The organism is Brucella lupini, from assembly GCF_002252535.1.
Lineage (GTDB): Bacteria > Pseudomonadota > Alphaproteobacteria > Rhizobiales > Rhizobiaceae > Brucella > Brucella anthropi.
On the sequence record NZ_NNRN01000042.1, the window covers coordinates 1 to 16754 of the forward strand.

Sequence of the window (16754 nt, forward strand, 5' to 3'; positions counted from 1 at the left end):
AGGCTGCTGGGTATGAGGCCGAATAAATGCGACACGCTTTAGAGAGGAATTTTTGAACCCGGCTTATTTCGTCAGAGCGGCAATGCGATCAAGAGCGCTTCCAAAACCTTTGAGCGAGACCTTGAAAGCAACTGGCTGGCTGGGTTCAAGTGCGGTAGCAGTGATATTGAGATTGGCTGCCGTCTTGAGCTTACCGACTTGCTTGGCATCGAAAGAAAGTGGCGCCAGACAACCCTGCGGCAGGCAGGTCGAGAAGGTGAGCGCGGGTGCTTCTCCCTCGTCGATCTTCAATGTGGCGCCCTTCGCCAGATTCAACCCAAACGGCATCAAAAGCACGCCTTCAACCTTGCCGCCAGCGACATTGCGCAGTTCGACCGTCAGGACACGCTGGCCAGTCTGGGAGGAGTTCTGCATCTGGTTCATGATGCAGTTTGTGCTCTCTTTCTGCGCCTGGCAGGAGATGGACCAGTCCTGATAGGTTTCTGTGAGGGTGCTGGCGCCTCCGGGTAACGGCGCTGCGGAAGCTGTTGCCGTGAGAGCCAAGAATGCGGCGGCGGAGAGGAACGAATAACGATAGTTCATAGAAATGCCTTTGTGAAAATATTGTTTTGATGCGCCCCTGTAATGAATGCCAGGGACACTTGATCGTTTTCATCGCCTACAGACGATGGTGGAAGTTCCATGCGACTGGCGAATGCGTTAGGGCGCGTTTCGATTTGATCGATTCAGATCGACGCTTTGTTTGTTTTAAAGCGCATCTTGTCCGAAAGCCGCTTCACACTTTTCGGAATACGCTCTAATTGACGGTAGCTTTCGTTTGTCCGCGCAGTTGCTCAATCTGGGCCGTGATCTTGCTTAAATCCTCGTTGAGGAAGTCCTGCTCACGCTGGCGCAGCCATTGGTCCAGTTCCGGCTTCGTCGCTTGAGACGGCGCATTAGCGGCATTCAGCAGAAGAAGCGGAAAGGTTTCCTTGAGGAACTTTTCCCGGGCGCCACCCTTCTTTTCATCTATGGCGCAAACCATGGAGATCGCCGCATTGGCTATCGCCTCGGTTGCTTGCAGACGCGCTGCAAGGTTCAGAATCAATTGATGAAGGTGTTCAATATCGGTCATGGTTTTATCCTGACTGGCTGGTGTTGTATTCAAGTATGGAAATCAATCCGCGGCCCCGCGCAGCCTTGTCCGTTGCGATGATCACGCTCTCAACACAGTCGCCGCGTGGCTACACGATGCTAACGATGCCGGCCGTGCTGATGCCTGCGAACCACAGCGGAGCTTTCGGCGTAGGCAACTGTCCAGAAATATCCTCGACCAGAGGGGCAAATGCCCGCAGTACAAATCTTGGATATGGTCAGGCGCGTACCAGGCCGCCACCTCAGATCGATGAACGGCCCGGACCGGACAAGGTCACCACCCGCGTCAACAAAGGCCGCCATCGGTCTTTCCTTTCTCGCATTCAAAGTGAGGCTCCCGGTCCTCCATTGGAGTTTCGGGAGCCTCAGATTGCAGAGCTCATAGCCCAGGCCTGGGTCTTACCACTTCAACTTGAAGCCGACGGTTGCCTTAAGAGCATAGCTGTCAGCGAAGTGATTGAGTGAGGTGTTGATCGAGCCCTCACCATAGACGGCGTATTTCTGGTCCGCCCAGGCATAGGTGCCACCGGCACCGATGCCTGCCCAAGTCTTGTCGTTGTCGGTGTCGATATCAACACCGGCCACGTTGATCCGCATTCCGCCAAGGAAGGACTGGTAAAGATTGGCGACACCATAGACCGAAGTGTTGACCATGAGGCCGTCTTCACCCGTCCAGTCGTTGCGGTAGTTTGCAGCAAGGCCAAGACGCGCCGTCAGGCTGTTGGAATTGTCGAGACCAACCCGGTTACCCATAATGTCCTGGAAAGCGTCCGCATCCAGCGACGACCACATCAGCTGCGCCTGCGGCGTCAGCGACCAATGATCATCGATGGCGACACGCTGGCCTGCTTCCACACTCATGGCATAACCGAAGGCCTTCGCGCCGGTAGCCAGTGCCGAATTCATGTCATCGGAAGACAGGTCATTATCGAACCAGGTAAGCTGGCCCTGCGTGTCTACATAGAAGCCATTGTTGCCATACCAGGTCGCTGTTGCACCAAGGCTCCAGGCACGCGTGTCGGTATAGCCGTCACCGAAGAACGAGCTGGTATTGCCATGGGCCGTACCGTACTGCCCGGTGATGCCAGCAACCAGTTTTCCGTTGTCATCCTCGTAGAACTGACCGTCAACGCCTGCCTGCATGATGAAGGTATTGATGTCCTGCTTCATGCCGGTGACGCTTTGCGGTTCAAGCCGGTTATGCGCTCCTTCGATACGCGCCCAGATGCCATTTCCGTCGACCATGGCGCCGTTCGTCTGGCCGTCGCCATTCTCGCCCGTCCAGTACCGGTTGCCCACACGTTCCTGCAAGGTCGGCAACTTGTTCAAGGCCTGCATGTTCTGGCCGTACCCCTGATAGACCGGCACGCCAGCGCCATAACGGGGACCATTGTTGTCTGGGTTGTTTGGTTCCGTATCACCATAACGGCTCACGAGATACCAGTTACCATCCTTGTTACCGCTGCCCGATCCTTGCTGCAGTGTATAGGCATAGGCGCCAGCCCAGATAGCCTTCTTGTTATCCTTGGTTGTGTAATCGCTGACAAGCGAAAAGGTACCATTGGACTGCCCGGCAACATCGACAACTTCGATACCGTTGACCGTCTGGCCACCAAGCCCACCACGATTAACTACTTGCAGATTGGTAGTGCCTGAGGTGTCACCAGCAACCTTCAATCTGTCGGTCTTGGAGTTGTCGTCACCAAGCACCGTGTTGATGACGAGGGTGCCATTGGAGCCGGTGTAGTTACCAGCTACCGTTAAAGTGGTTCCGGCTGTCATGTCACTCAGAGTAACAGTGCCACCATTGTCGAGGGAGGCCACAGTCGTATCGTACCCGCCAATATCCAGCGTCCCGTTGCGCGTCGTCGTATAGGCCGATGCCGAACTGAATGCACCTTGGCTTCCCTGCGCCAGCGTCCCCTGCTTGACAAGCGTTGCACCGGTATACTGGTTGGAACCAGTGAGCGTCAGGTCAGCCGCACCGGATTTGGTGAAGCTGCCAGTGCCGGACAATACGCCGCTATAGGTCGAGTCCGCAGCTTCATTGACGGTGAAGGTTCCTGAGCCAATGTTGACCGTTCCGGCCCCACTGAGACCGCCAACCGTGTTGCTGGTACTTCCGAGATCTACTTTGCCATTATCCCCGACAGTCAGGACCCCGGTGCCGAAAGCATTGTCACTGCCCGCCTTTACGGTACCGCTGTTGACCGTCAGCCCGCCGCTGAAGCTGTTGTTTCCGCTCAACGTCAGAATTGTATTCGCACCGTCCTGAGTGACCTTGCCACCGCCGGCAATATTTCCGGCGAAATTGTAGTCACCCCCCTGCTTGAAGGATAACGTTCCCTCTCCGTTAACATCATTGGCAACTGTCACGTCACCTTTTATGTCACCCGAGTTGGTTCCGTCACCAAGCTGGAGCACACCGTTGCTGACGGTTGTTCCGCCGGTATAGGTGTTCTGTCCGGTAAGGACTAGTTTGCCGAGTTCGGTTTTATCGAGACCCTGGTTGCCGGTAAGCACGGACCCGATGGTTGCAGTCATCGCGGCGCCATCGACGGTTCCATCGCCAACCGCAATGATCGGCGCTCCCGTCGTGCTCGTCAGGTTGAGAGAGCCGCCATTAATCACATAACCATCGACAACGAAGCGCATACCGGCCGCATTAACCTGTCCAGCAGTGTCATCGACAGTGACATTACCCTTTTTGCCACCGAAGAAAGCGAATGAGCCATCATCGAAAGGCGCAAGCACACTGGCCTTATCGTCGGACCAGTTTTTATTGGTCGCGCTCCAGGTACCATCACCTCCGACAATGTTACCACTTTCGATATCGGCGATAGTCCCTTCCCCGTTCCAGTACTGAACCTTTGCGCCATAGGCGTTCACGATATAGACTGAGCCGGTATAGGCGGTCACGACCGACATACGGTCCTTCGCCGCCTGTCCTCCCGGTACGGTACCGAACGAAAGGCCATCATCCGTCAGTGTGCCATCATAGGTGAACAGTTTGTAGGTCCCTGGACCGAAACCGCCAGTATCGACCACATTGAGGGTACCATCCATCGTCAGACTGCCATCCACATGGAAAGCAGCCTGCTGGGACACGCTGCCCCACTGGACGCTGGTTGTGCTATTAGCGGCGAGGGTCAGATCACCTCCGATAGTCAGCGTCTGCCCGCCTTTACCGTAGAGAGTTCCGCTTGCCACATCGACATTGCCGTCGATCTTGCCAGCACCGCCAACTCCGGCTGTGCTGTTGACGAGATTTACATTGCCGCCCAGTTCATTGTCGACCTGCAGATAGCCGTTGTTGACAGACGCGGTCCCGGTAGCGGCACTTGCGTCACCGTTGATGATCAGCTTGCCGCTTCCATCCTTCGACCAATCCGTGGTTCCGGTCATATTGCCAGCCAATGTCAGGTCGGCATCGTTCTGGAATGTCGCTCCGGCATCGCCAACAACCACATCACGGTCCATCGTGAACTGCGCGGTATTCTGCAACGTGCCATTCTTGATTGTCAGAGAACCGCTTGTGTCGCCCATATTGGCGTCAGCCGAAACAGCCAGCGTTCCGCTGTTGATTGTGGTGCCACCGCTATAGGTGTTGGTGCCCTTCAATGTCAGCGCGTCACTGCCGGACTGTTCGACATTGCCGAAACCACTGATCGTTCCCGCAAAGACCGGATTGCTCGACATGTCGAAGACAAGCGCGCCGTTATTGTTTGCATCTGCACCGGTATTGACATTGCCCAGGATTTTTCCGGTTGTCCCGCCATTACCAAGCTGGAGCGTGCCGCCAGCTATTGTTGTATCGCCAACATAAGTGTTGTCCTTGGCCAGAACCAGTGTTCCAGCTCCGCTCTTCGTCAGGCCGCCATTACCTGAGACAACGCCGTCAACAATCGTGTCATTGACCGTGTCATCCGTTTCGATCGTACCGTTGCCTGCTCCGAGAGCAAAGGCGCGGGCACTGGCAAAGCCTTGACTGTATTTGAGAGTCCCACCGTCAATACTAACCTGACCGCTAACATTGCCGAGGTTGTTCTCGTTGCTTACTGAAAGCGTTCCGGCCGTGATCGATGTGCCGCCGCTGTAAGTGTTGTTCCCAGTGAGGATCGTTTCGCCGGTACCCTTCTGCGCAAACTGACCGGCCCCTGAGATCACGCCACCGAAGGTAAATGTTCCAGTTTTGTTAATAGCGAACGTTGCTATCTGCGGCCCTTGGGCATCGACGGAAATTCCATCAGCTTCATTGATCGTGCCGCCGTCGCCGAGTTCAAGCGAACCCTGCAGAACATCCGTTCCACCAGTATAGGTGTTGGCACCTGTTAGAACCAGAGTGCCATAATCGGTTTTCTGCAGGCCTTCCGTACCAGCAATCGGCGCTGCGATCGTGGCCGTCATGGCCTTCCCGGCATCGGTTGTATCCCCTACACGAATGATGGGTTTATCAGTTGAGGGAGTGTTTGGGTCATGAGCCAGTGTGATGGGATTGTTACCGGTCAGACTATATCCGTCCGCTTGGAACGCCATACCGGACGCTTGAATACCCGTATCAACGGCTACTGTTCCAGCCGGCCCGTTAAAGAGAGCAAACTCATAGTTGTTCCAGAGACCTGTAATGCCTAGATCGTTTGAGTCATGCCAGCTCGGATCAGTCTGGTTCCAAGTGCCGTCGCCACCCTTCCAGGTATTCAGAACAACACCAGCAGAGTTCATAATGTTTATTTGCTTGTTAACATCATCATAGACAATATAGGCATCAGATGATTGGCCGCCCGGTACGGTACCTATCTTCAAGTTTGCGGGATCGGTTCCGGTAGCTGTGCCCTGATAATCAAACAGGCGATAGGCTCCGGGGCCGAAACCGCCAAAATCCTGAATATTCACGGTACTGCCTTGGAAGCTCAGCGCACCTTGAACATTAAACAGACCTGTGCTGTTCGGAGCTCCGTAAGCAACCTGTATCGTGCTGCCTGCCTGCATAGTCAGGCTACCACCGAAGGTCAGTGTCGCGCCATCCTGGCCCTTCAGCATTCCGGCAACCGTGGTATTGCCTCCGATTGTGCCGCTACCACCAAGGGTTCCACCGGCTGCCACACTCATTGATGATGCTGCGCTGCCAAGGGTGCCATTCACATAGAGACTTCCTGCGGTGACATTCGTTGTTCCTTCGAAGGCACTGCTATCAGCCGTGAACGTCGACGATCCCGGCCCGTTCTGCTCCAGAATGCCGCTACCGCTTAAGACATCATCAAAATTAATGTTAGTATCTGCAGCAGCATCAAAAGCGAGCGTGCCATCGTTCAACACATCGCCTGCGAGAGAACCATTATTCGTTCCATCACCGATCTGTAACTTTCCACCACTATCGATGGTCGTACCGCCGTCGATAACCGCAGAACCTGTCAGAATCGTCGTGCCTGCACCAGTCTGCTCCAGTTTTCCGCTTCCGGCGATATCACCTCCATAGGTCAGTGTGTCCCGGTTGAAGATCAGAGTGCCATTGTTCTCGATATTGCCCGTCAGACTCCCGCGCAAACCGTCATCGCTGCCGATCTGCAGTATTCCCTGCTCAATGGACGTTCCGCCACTATAGGTATTGGTTCCCGAAAGCGTAAGCTTGCCTAGGCCAATTTTAGTCAGTCCGCCCGTACCGGTAATATCGCCCGCCAGTTCTGGACTGTTCATCAAGGTGTCGATTGTGCCGCCCGCGGCCTGAAGCGCAATCTCACGGTTCGACTTGAAATCGCTGCCAGTGATCTGGAGCTCGCCGCCATTGAAGGAGAGGTTGCCTGTCGAAGCTCCCAGATTGTCATCGCTGCCGACCTGCAGCACACCGTCATTTATAGACGTACCGCCCTTATAGGTGTTGACACCTTCGAGTACGAGCGCGCCTTCACCAGCTTTCGTGAGACCGCCATCACCGCTGATCACCTTGCTGATCGTCGATGTTCCCTCATCAGTCTGGATCGTCGCATCCCCGTTCAGCGTGAAGGTGCGGTCCATTGTAACGCCATTTGCCAACTCAAGCGTGGTGCCACCAGCCATGGTGACGGAACCACTCGCCTCGCCAAGATTGGCATCGGCACTGATCTGCAGAATACCGCCGTTGATCGTCGTGCCGCCAGCATAGGTGTTGGTCCCCGACAGCGTAAGCAAGCCGCTACCTGTCTTCGTCAGACCACCGGTACCGGATACAACAGCAGCAAGCGTGTTGCTGTTCGTTCCGGTGTCGACAACACCACCACCATTGAGAGTAACAGCGTGGCTGAACGCAAAAGAATTTGTCAGCTTAAGGGTCGCACCGTTGGCGATACTTAGCGCACCGGTGCCCAGATTGTCGTCTTCGCTGATAGCAAGTGTTCCAGCCGTGATCGAGGTGCCGCCACTATAGGCGTTTTGACCGGAAAGGGTGATGGTGGTACCCGTTCCCGATTGAACGACCGACCCCGTTCCGGAAATGACCCCGGTAAACTCCTGATCTGCACTGCTGCTAAATTCGAGAGTACCATCATTGGTCACATCACCTGTTATCCAGCCAGCACCGCTGAGACGAAGCGTACCCTCCTTGATGAAGGTATTGCCGCTGTAGGAATTGCCGGCATTTGTCAAAACCAGTGTTCCAGTGCCGTCTTTCGTCAATTCGCCAGTGCCGGAGAGAATACCACCAAGTGTGCCCGTATTGCCCTGGGTGTCGATCAGACCTCCCGCATCGTTGATTGTCATGGCTCTTGCAGTCGTGACATCAGCGGACAACTGTAGTGTTCCACCGTTGAAAGTGACCGCACCGCTGGTTACACCAAGATTTTCATCTTTGCTGATCTGAACGACACCGCCGTCAAGGAACGTGCCTTTGTAGGTATTGGTCCCTGCAAGAACGAGTGTACCCACGCCGGACTTGTGCAATTCACCACCACCGACGACACCGCTCAGTGTGCTGGTACCTGCCATGGTATCAATAGTGGAACCCGTCGTTCCCAGCGTAATGCCTCTGGCGCTCGTCACGCCCTGGCTGAACTGCAGTTCGGCTTCACCGTCAATCGTGACGGCTCCCGTAGCTATACCAAGATTGGTATCGTCCGAAATCTGCAGGATACCCGCCTTGATATCGGTTCCACCTTGATAGTCATTTGTTCCGCTAAGAACCAGGGTACCCGTTCCAGCCTTGTTCAACGCACCGGTTCCGGTCAGCTTGCCGGTGAGTGTGTTGACGCCATCATCAAAAACATCAATCGTGCTATTGGCATTGGTGAGTTTGATGCCACGCGTGGTATCAAAACTTTCATCCAGACGCAGGGTCGCATCACCGATGATAATGCTGTGGCTAGTGTCCGCGCCGAAGTTCGCATCCTCAAAAACCGCCAGCGTACCTGCGTCAATTTCGGTATCGCCGGTATAGGTGTTGATACCGGTCAGGGTAAGTGTGCCGGAACCTGTCTTGGTAAGGTTGCCTCCGTCGATCACGCCTGAAATCGAATTGTCATTCCCATTCGTATCAATTGTCGCCCCGGTGCCGTCAAGCGTCAGGTCATGCGTCATGATGAAAGCATCACCAAACTGCAACGTCGCATCCTTGACATACAAATGGCTCGTGGGATTTCCCAGATTGCTATTGTCGCTGATCTGCAAGGTGCCAGCATTCACATGCAAATTGCCGGTGAACGTATTGTCACCGCCCAGAACAAGCGTTCCCGTGCCCGACTTGTTGAATTGCCCGGTGCCATCAATGACACCTGTAATCGTATCGTTGTAAGTGCCTGTATCGATGGTACCGCCAGAGGCGCCAATCGAATAACCTCGCGTCGATGACAGATCAGCAGCAAACTGAAGTGCACCGCCATCGATATCGACGACGCCTGCAACATTGCCAAGATTATTGTCGGCAGCAACGATCAGGCTGCCGCCCAGAATATCCGTGCCGCCACTATAGCTATTGGCTCCGGCAAGCGTCGTCGCGCCAGTGCCCTTCTGAACCAGCGTTCCGCGACCATCAATTATGTTGCCCAGCGTGAAATTGTCGGAACGATCGATCGCCAGAACTGGAATATATTCCTCATCTGATTTTCCCAACGTGATGCCGCCGGTGACGCTGCCGGTCGTTCCGCCGTCCCCAAGCTGAAGCGTACCAGCCTGAACGGTGGTCTGGCCCGTGTAATCATTGGCTGCAGTGAGTATCAGGGTACCAAGATCGGTTTTTTCCATACCGTCTGTACCGGATAGTACCGCGTTAATGGTAGCCGAGAAGTCTGACGATCCGGCATCACCCACACGTATGATAGGCGCATCTGTAGAACCACTTGCTAGCGTCAGTGGATCCCCGTTAATTATATAACCATCAGTATAAAAATTCATACCTGCAGTAGTAACCGGACCGCTAACCGTAACCGTACCGGCTTGGCCGCTAAACATCGCATATTGAGTAGCAACCCAACTTGCATGCAGACCGCCATCTACATCTGTCCAGTTTGTTGTCGCCGCGTCCCAGGTACCGTCGCCCCCCGTCACCGATGAACCAGAGCTGGTTACAGAACCATCCCAATATCCGAGAACCATTCCCTGATGATTTGTGAGATAGAAATCATTGCCATCGCTATGGAGATCAATATCTCCAGCAACTACACCTTGTGGAAGAGTGCCTACTTGCAATGTACCAGAAACCGTTCCGCCAAAATGGAACAGGTTGTACTGACCCGGGCCAAAACCACCGAGAGAACTGATATTCACTGTATTGTTGTTTAAGTTCAGATTGCCACTAACGTTGAACAGCGTACCCGCACTGGCATCGAATGCACCGTAGGACACATTCAGCACACCTCCCGAAGCAAGCGTCAGGTTGCTTCCGAAGTTAAGCGTTGAACCTTGTGCTCCTATAAGTATGCCACCGCTGTTGATCGTCGTATCGCCGCCGATAGTACCTTCACTACCATTACCGCTAAGCGATGCACCGCTCGCAACCGTAACAGTTCCGGTACCAAGCTTCCCGTCGACGACAAGCCCCCCCGCGCTCACCGTCGTGGCACCGGAGAAGGCCGAGTTGTCTCCGCTTACAGTGAGGCTGCCCGTGCCCTGCTTTTCCAGCGTACCAGTGCCGCTGAGAACATGGGTGAAATCAATATTATTGCTGCGATCGACAATCAATTTACTGTTGTTGACGATATCGCCGTTGATAGAGCCAGTGCCGCCGCCATTGCCGATCTGAAGCGTACCTGCCGAGATGGTGGTCGTACCTGCATAATCATTGTTGCCGGTGACTGTCAGCTTGCCCGCACCGCGTTTTTCAAATGTACCCGAGCCACTGATCTTCTTGTCATAAGAAAGATCGTCCGAACGGTCCACGATAAGCGCCGCATTGTTTACAATATCGCTGTTGAGTTTTCCGCTGGTGCCGCCGGCGCCCAGCTGAAGCGTACCGCTGTCAATCGTCGTAAGACCAGTATAGGTGCTATCACCCGTCAGAATGAGCGTGCCCGTACCAATTTGCTTCAACGAACCTGTGCCGGTGATTGTGCCAGAGTACGTGTAGGAATCGGAACGATTGAACGCCAGAGTGCCGCTGTTGGTGACACTACCAGATATGGCGCCGGTAGCTGCGCCGTTACCAACCTGCAGCACACCACGCTCAATCACAGTATTGCCGGTATAGGTGTTTGCACCAGTCAGAATCGTAGTACCAGTGCCGCTTTGTTTCAGTACACCGGAACCACTGACCACTCCTGAGAATGTACTTGAGTCACTGCGGTTGAACGCCAGCGTTGCGTTGTTGACAACATTTCCCGTAATCGATCCAGCAGCCGCCCCGCTACCGAGCTGCAATGTACCTGCGGAAATTGTCGTGCCACCACTGTAAGTATTGGCGCCCGTCAGAACCAGCGTTCCGCTACCCGTTTTGGTCAGCTTGCCTGCGCCGCTTACAACACCACTGAGCGTATCCGCATCAGTGCCCGTATCGATTGTGCCGTTCTTGTTGGTAATACTGAATGCACGCCCGGACGTGATCGTACCTGCAAGGCTGAGTGTGCCGCCATCCAGTGTCACGTTGCCCGTTGTCGCACCAAGCTTGGCATCGCTGGCGACCTGCAGTGTGCCACCGCTGATGGTCGTCCCGCCGGAATAGCTATTCGTACCGTCGAGAATGAGCGTACCGGTTCCACTCTTGACCACCGAGCCAGTACCGCTGATGCTACCGGAATAGGTCTTGTTGTCGCTGCGGTTAAAGTTCAATGCACCGTTGTTCGTGACCGCGTTGCTGGCAAGCCAGCCAGTCGTACCGCCATTGCCGACTTGCAGGGTTCCGGCGGAAATCGTTGTTGCGCCCGTATAGGTGCTGTCGCCCGTAAGCGTCAGCGTTCCGGCACCCAACTTGGTGAGACTACCGCCACCGCTGATGACGCCAGCATAAGCCAAGTCATTGGAACGATTGAAAACCACCGAACCACTATTGGCTATATTGCTTACAATCGAACCCGTTGTGCTGCCATTGCCGATCTGCAACACGCCTGCTGCAACCGTCGTCGGCCCCGTCGCGCTGTCGGCGCCGGTCAGAATCATCGTGCCCGCGCCCGTCTTGGTCAGCGCACCCGCGCCACTGATGGCGCCTGAAAAAATGCTGCTGCCAGTGACCGTTTCGATCGTGCCGCCGCCTGCGCCAAGCGTCACGGCGCGCGCATTGTCGAAGGCAGACGAAAGACGCAGCGTGCCGCCGTTGAGGTTCAGACCGCCAGAGGTGGCGCCAAGATTGCCATTCGAACCGGCAACCAGCGTGCCGCCATTGATATTCGTGCCACCCGTATATTGATTGGTTCCAGACAGAACCAATGTGCCAGCACCAATCTTGGTCAGAGCACCGCCCGCGCCAAGATTCTGGGCAACAGTGAAAGTATTGCCCGCTGTGCTCACATCGAACGTGCCGCCACCCGCACCCCACGTGATCGCGCGGCTCGTTGAGGTGTAAGTCGTTCCCGTAATCTGAAGCGTGCCACCATTGAACGTCAGCCCACCTGTCGTCGCCCCGAGGGCAGAGTCGGCAGCAACGGAGAGAACACCACCCTTTAAAGTCGTTCCGCCTGAATAGGTATTTGCTCCCGTCAGCGTGATCGTGCCAGTGCCGGCGCGGGTCAATCCACCTGTGCCGGAAATAATACCGCCGTAACTTGTCGACGCAGAACCGTCGATCGTGAGCATACTTGCGCCCAAGACGACCTTGCCGCTTGTTCCTTCCAGCGAGCCTATCGAAAAATCGGTAGTACGCGTACTGCCGCTTATATCAAACGCACTACCGGCTCCGTCAGTCTTGACCCGGGCACCGGCCGCCGTCGCCGCTCCAGTGAATAAAAGCGAACCTGAACCTTGAGCTAAAAGCCTGGTATTTGCTGCAGCGGTGTTGCCTTTGAATTCAACCACTCCAGAACTACCGGCAATCACCGTCCATGCGTTCGTTCCAAGCGTAATGTTGGACGCGGTGGCAAAATCTATTCCGTCAAACGTAATTTTTGCACCGGCGCCATACGTCCCGAATGCAGTCGCGTTATCGCCCAAAATCGACATGGTTCCGGGCAGAGCAGTCGTACTGCTTCCGCCCGTGAATGTTTCGGTGGCGCCGGCCTCAACGAGAATACCATAAGCGGACGCTCCGGTCGTGGATATTGAAGTCGACGCGTCCATCGTAACGCTTGAACCAGCATCCTTGACCCAGACACCGTGTCCATTGCCGGACACAGTCGAGATACTCACGTTTTTGAGAGTAATGCTGGCGCCAGATTGCGCCACAACACCCTGCGCTCTGCCTGCCCCTGTCGCCTTCGTTTCAACACGCGTTCCGGTGGCCGTAATTGAGCTGCCCGCTCCAGTCGCATAAAGGCCAAAGCCGTTCATGCCTTCCGTCGAGACATTCGCACTACCGATTGTCAGCTGCCCACCGCCGCTTACAACAACACCTCTTTTGTCATCGGATTTAGCCGTGATCGTGACGCCATCGCCAATCGTCGCACTGGTGGCGGCAACGATGCGAACCCCATCACCACCCGTCGCGGTTATGCGCGTATTCGCGCCCGTCAAATCAAGTACGGACCCGGCATCCTGAACCCAGACACCATACCCACCCGACGTGGTAACGTTGACATTGGACAAATTGCCAGCTCCAGCACTCGCAATTAATACACCGCCTCCATTCGCTGTTATGGTTGTACCGGTAGCAGTGATTGAACTGCCCTTCCCGCTAGCGCTAAGGCCAACGCCGCCCGCGCCGCTTGCAACAATAGTTGTACCGGTGGCAATGATTGAACTGCCCGTACCACTGGCACTAAGGCCAATGCCGTTCGCGCCTTCCGCCGAAACATTCGCGCTACCGATTGTGAGCAGCCCGCCACTCTCTACAGCGACACCTCTTTTGCTATCGGATTTGGCTGTAATCGTGACACCATCGCCAATAGTTGCGTTCTTGGTAGTGGTGACCAGAACCCCATCACCACCCGTCGCGGTTATGAGTGTATTAGCCCCCGTCAAATCAAGTACGGAATTGGCATCACGCACCTGAACGCCGTTACCACCCGATACAGTAACGTTGATATTGGACAGGTTTCCGGTTCCAGCACTCGCAATCGTTACACCGTACCCACTCCCCGTTATAGTTGTGCCAATTGCTTTAACAGTGGACCCCGCTCCTGTTACATAAATTCCGCTTTTCCCTGGGCTATTAATAGTAATGGTATTATTTCCTGCCAGTGTGTAAGTATTACCGTCGTTGACAGCCACGCCATCGGCATTCGTAACGGTAATCCTATCACCAGCAGCCAGATTCTTGTTCGTCTGTGTAGCCGTATAGTCCGTCGCTGCCGCCCGATGACTGCTTAGCGCCAGACCGGAAACAGAGAGCGCCAGCACCAGCGCCACCTGCGCCAAAAGACTGCCGCCACGCTCTAGCCTGCCTTCGACAGCTCCGCTCGCCTGCCCCAAGGTAAAAGCGCGCGCCCAAGGAGCACGTTCAATTCCACGCATCGACATCTCGATCCGACCTTCCCGAGAAACGCGGGTCTGGGTGTTCTCGTCGCGGAATTTTCCAGCAAAGCAGCAGTCGTTCATGCCGTAAGGCCCCTTGGCAAAAGCGCGTTGCAACGCGCAAAAAAGACATCTCTAATCAACATTATAGTGAAACATCATTTTCCATCTCGTAATAAAAGGTGGAATCAAGGCCACTATTTTTAAAATAATTTCGTTATTTCATCAAAATATGCTAGCAGTCAATGCCTTAACAAGACGTATAAGCTCTATTATATTTTAGTTATACTTGTATAATGTCTAAGTATATTATTATATTCTTTTAAATCGCGCAGATTTTGGGATCAGGGCATATCTCGAAAAGAAAGCATTGCGATCTGAGCAACGCCGCTCATAATTGTAGTGACGGCAGAAAATGTTCGTGATGATTGACCTGTTCGCACCGGTGCATAGAGTGGCAAATTCCAGCACTGCCAGCCCACACGGAACCCTTGGCGCTCTACGCCGCCGACACGCTTTCGATCGAAGCGCTTGAGAGGGTGGCCAACTGCTATGCCGATGTGCTGAAAGCACTGGATTGCCACGACGCCTGTTCCCGCAAGTGAGAAAGCAGCTTGAGCCAACAAAAAAGCCCAGCTGATGAAGCCGGGCTTTTTGGCAGTTCGGTAAAACGATTTCCCGTCCCGACTATTCTTCTTCGTCTTCATCCGGGGTCGAGCTCTTGAGCGAAGAGAGCTTGGCAAAGACCTTGTCTGCGTCGAGCTCTTCTTCTGCAGGCTGCTCGTCACGATAATCGAAATTCTCGGTCGCAGAAGCTGGCAGCAAGGTGCTATCCGATTCCGGTGTCGCCGGACGGTTGCGCGAGGCGCGTTCGACTTCGATGTCGAGATCGATCTGCGAGCAGAGGCCAAGCGTAACCGGGTCCATCGCCGTCAGATTTGCCGAGTTCCAGTGCGAACGATTGCGAATCTGTTCGATGGTCGACTTGGTCGTACCAATCAGGCGGGAAATCTGCGCATCTTTCAGCTCAGGGTGATTGCGAACCAGCCAGAGAATCGCATTCGGACGATCCTGACGCTTGGAAAGCGGCGTGTAACGCGGGCCCTTGCGCTTGGCTTCCGGAACGCGAACCTTCGGTTCAGAAAGCTTCAGGCGATAGTATGGGTCTTTTTCGCCCTTCGCGATCTCTTCACGCGAAATCTGACCCGTGATGACCGGGTCCAGACCCTTGATGCCCTGAGAGGCTTCACCGTCGGCAATAGCCTTCACTTCCAGCGGGTGCAGCTTGCAGAAAGCGGCAATCTGGTCAAAAGACAGAGCCGTATTATCGACAAGCCAAACGGCCGTTGCCTTCGGCATAAGAAGCTGGGTGGCCATTAGATATAATCCTTCTGTTCGTCCGCTCCGGTGGCGCGGGACGTGGGCAAAACCACAATTTCCGGGAAATCACGGCCTATATATCGTTTTTTTATCGCCAGAGCAAGAATGGCTCTGAAGCTTAAGCGATATCGAGCACAATCTTGCCAATATGCCTGCCCTCCTCCATGCGTTCATGCGCACGCCAGGCATCTTTCAGCGAAAAGATCATGTCCATCACCGGCGCGACGCGTCGTTGCGCCAGAAGCGGCCAGACTTTTGTCTCCAGTTCCCGCGCAATGCCAGCCTTGAAGTCAACTGGTCGCGGACGCAGCGTGGAGCCGGTATGGGTCAGACGCTTGCTCATCAATATTGCGAAATTGGCCGTGGCTTTCGCACCGTTGAGAAAAGCAATCTGCACGATGCGGCCATCCTCGGCTGCAGCCTTGTAATTGCGGTCAACATAATCGCCGCCGACCATATCGAGAATCACATTGGCGCCTTTGCCCCTGGTCACTTCCTTTACGACCTCGACAAAATCCTCTTGCCCGTAATTGACGGCGCGATCTGCTCCGAGTTTCAGGCACGCTTCGCATTTTTCTTTCGAGCCCGCCGTTGCAATGACGGTCGCACCAAATGCCTTTGCAAGCTGGATAGCCGTCGTGCCAATACCGGACGAGCCGCCGTGAACCAGAAAAACCTCGCCCTTCCTCAGCCCGCCGCGCTCGAACACATTGTGCCAGACGGTGAAGAAAGTTTCAGGGATCGCCGCCGCTTCGATGTAGCCATAGCCGGCAGGCAAGGGCAGTGCGTTGGTTTCATGCGCGACGGCATATTCAGCGTAGCCGCCGCCCGCCAGCAGTGCGACCACCTGATCGCCGGTCTTGAACCGCTTGACGTCGCTGCCCACGGCAACAATGTCACCGGCAATCTCCAGTCCCGGAATATCCGATGCGCCGGGTGGCGGCGCATATTGTCCCTGTCGCTGCAGGACGTCCGGTCGGTTAACCCCGGCGGCGCGTACCCGCACCAGAATTTCACCTTCCTTGGGTTCAGGCACCGAGCGCTGAACAGGTCGTAGCATATGGGCTCCGCCCGGTTCGGAGATTTCGATAGCAGTCATCTGGGAAGGCAAGTCGGCCATCATATTCAAAACTCCATTCAGATTTCTGGCCCTACGCATCGTCGCAGAAATGCCGCACGGCGGATGCAAGACGTCACGTTAGGGAAATCGTCATCGATTTTCTCAAATATATATGCGACGA

Annotated in this window: 6 protein-coding genes; all 6 read right to left on the minus strand. The window is 54.9% G+C overall.

All coding sequences use genetic code 11. The features are described from left to right. Positions 1 to 63: 63 nt before the first annotated feature. Positions 64 to 582: an invasion associated locus B family protein gene (locus CES86_RS08910; protein ID WP_012091314.1), complete on the minus strand. Its 519-nt coding sequence runs from the start codon at positions 580 to 582 to the stop codon at positions 64 to 66. Between the two features lie 214 nt (positions 583 to 796). Further along, entirely contained in the window at positions 797 to 1114 is a 318-nt protein-coding gene (locus tag CES86_RS08915; protein ID WP_010661413.1) for a hypothetical protein, read from the minus strand. Positions 1115 to 1533: 419 nt separating this feature from the next. After that, entirely contained in the window at positions 1534 to 14217 is a 12684-nt protein-coding gene (locus CES86_RS08920; RefSeq protein ID WP_094514188.1) for an autotransporter-associated beta strand repeat-containing protein, read from the minus strand. Between the two features lie 260 nt (positions 14218 to 14477). Beyond that, positions 14478 to 14840, minus strand: a complete 363-nt coding sequence (locus CES86_RS27140) for a hypothetical protein (protein WP_125335374.1) — start codon at positions 14838 to 14840, stop codon at positions 14478 to 14480. Beyond that, positions 14821 to 15510, minus strand: coding sequence for a DUF1013 domain-containing protein (locus CES86_RS08925; RefSeq protein WP_012091312.1), 690 nt, complete (start codon positions 15508 to 15510; stop codon positions 14821 to 14823). The genes CES86_RS27140 and CES86_RS08925 overlap by 20 nt, the downstream gene beginning before the upstream one ends. Before the next feature lie 121 nt (positions 15511 to 15631). Further along, positions 15632 to 16636, minus strand: coding sequence for an NAD(P)H-quinone oxidoreductase (locus CES86_RS08930; protein WP_094514190.1), 1005 nt, complete (start codon positions 16634 to 16636; stop codon positions 15632 to 15634). Positions 16637 to 16754 lie beyond the last annotated feature (118 nt).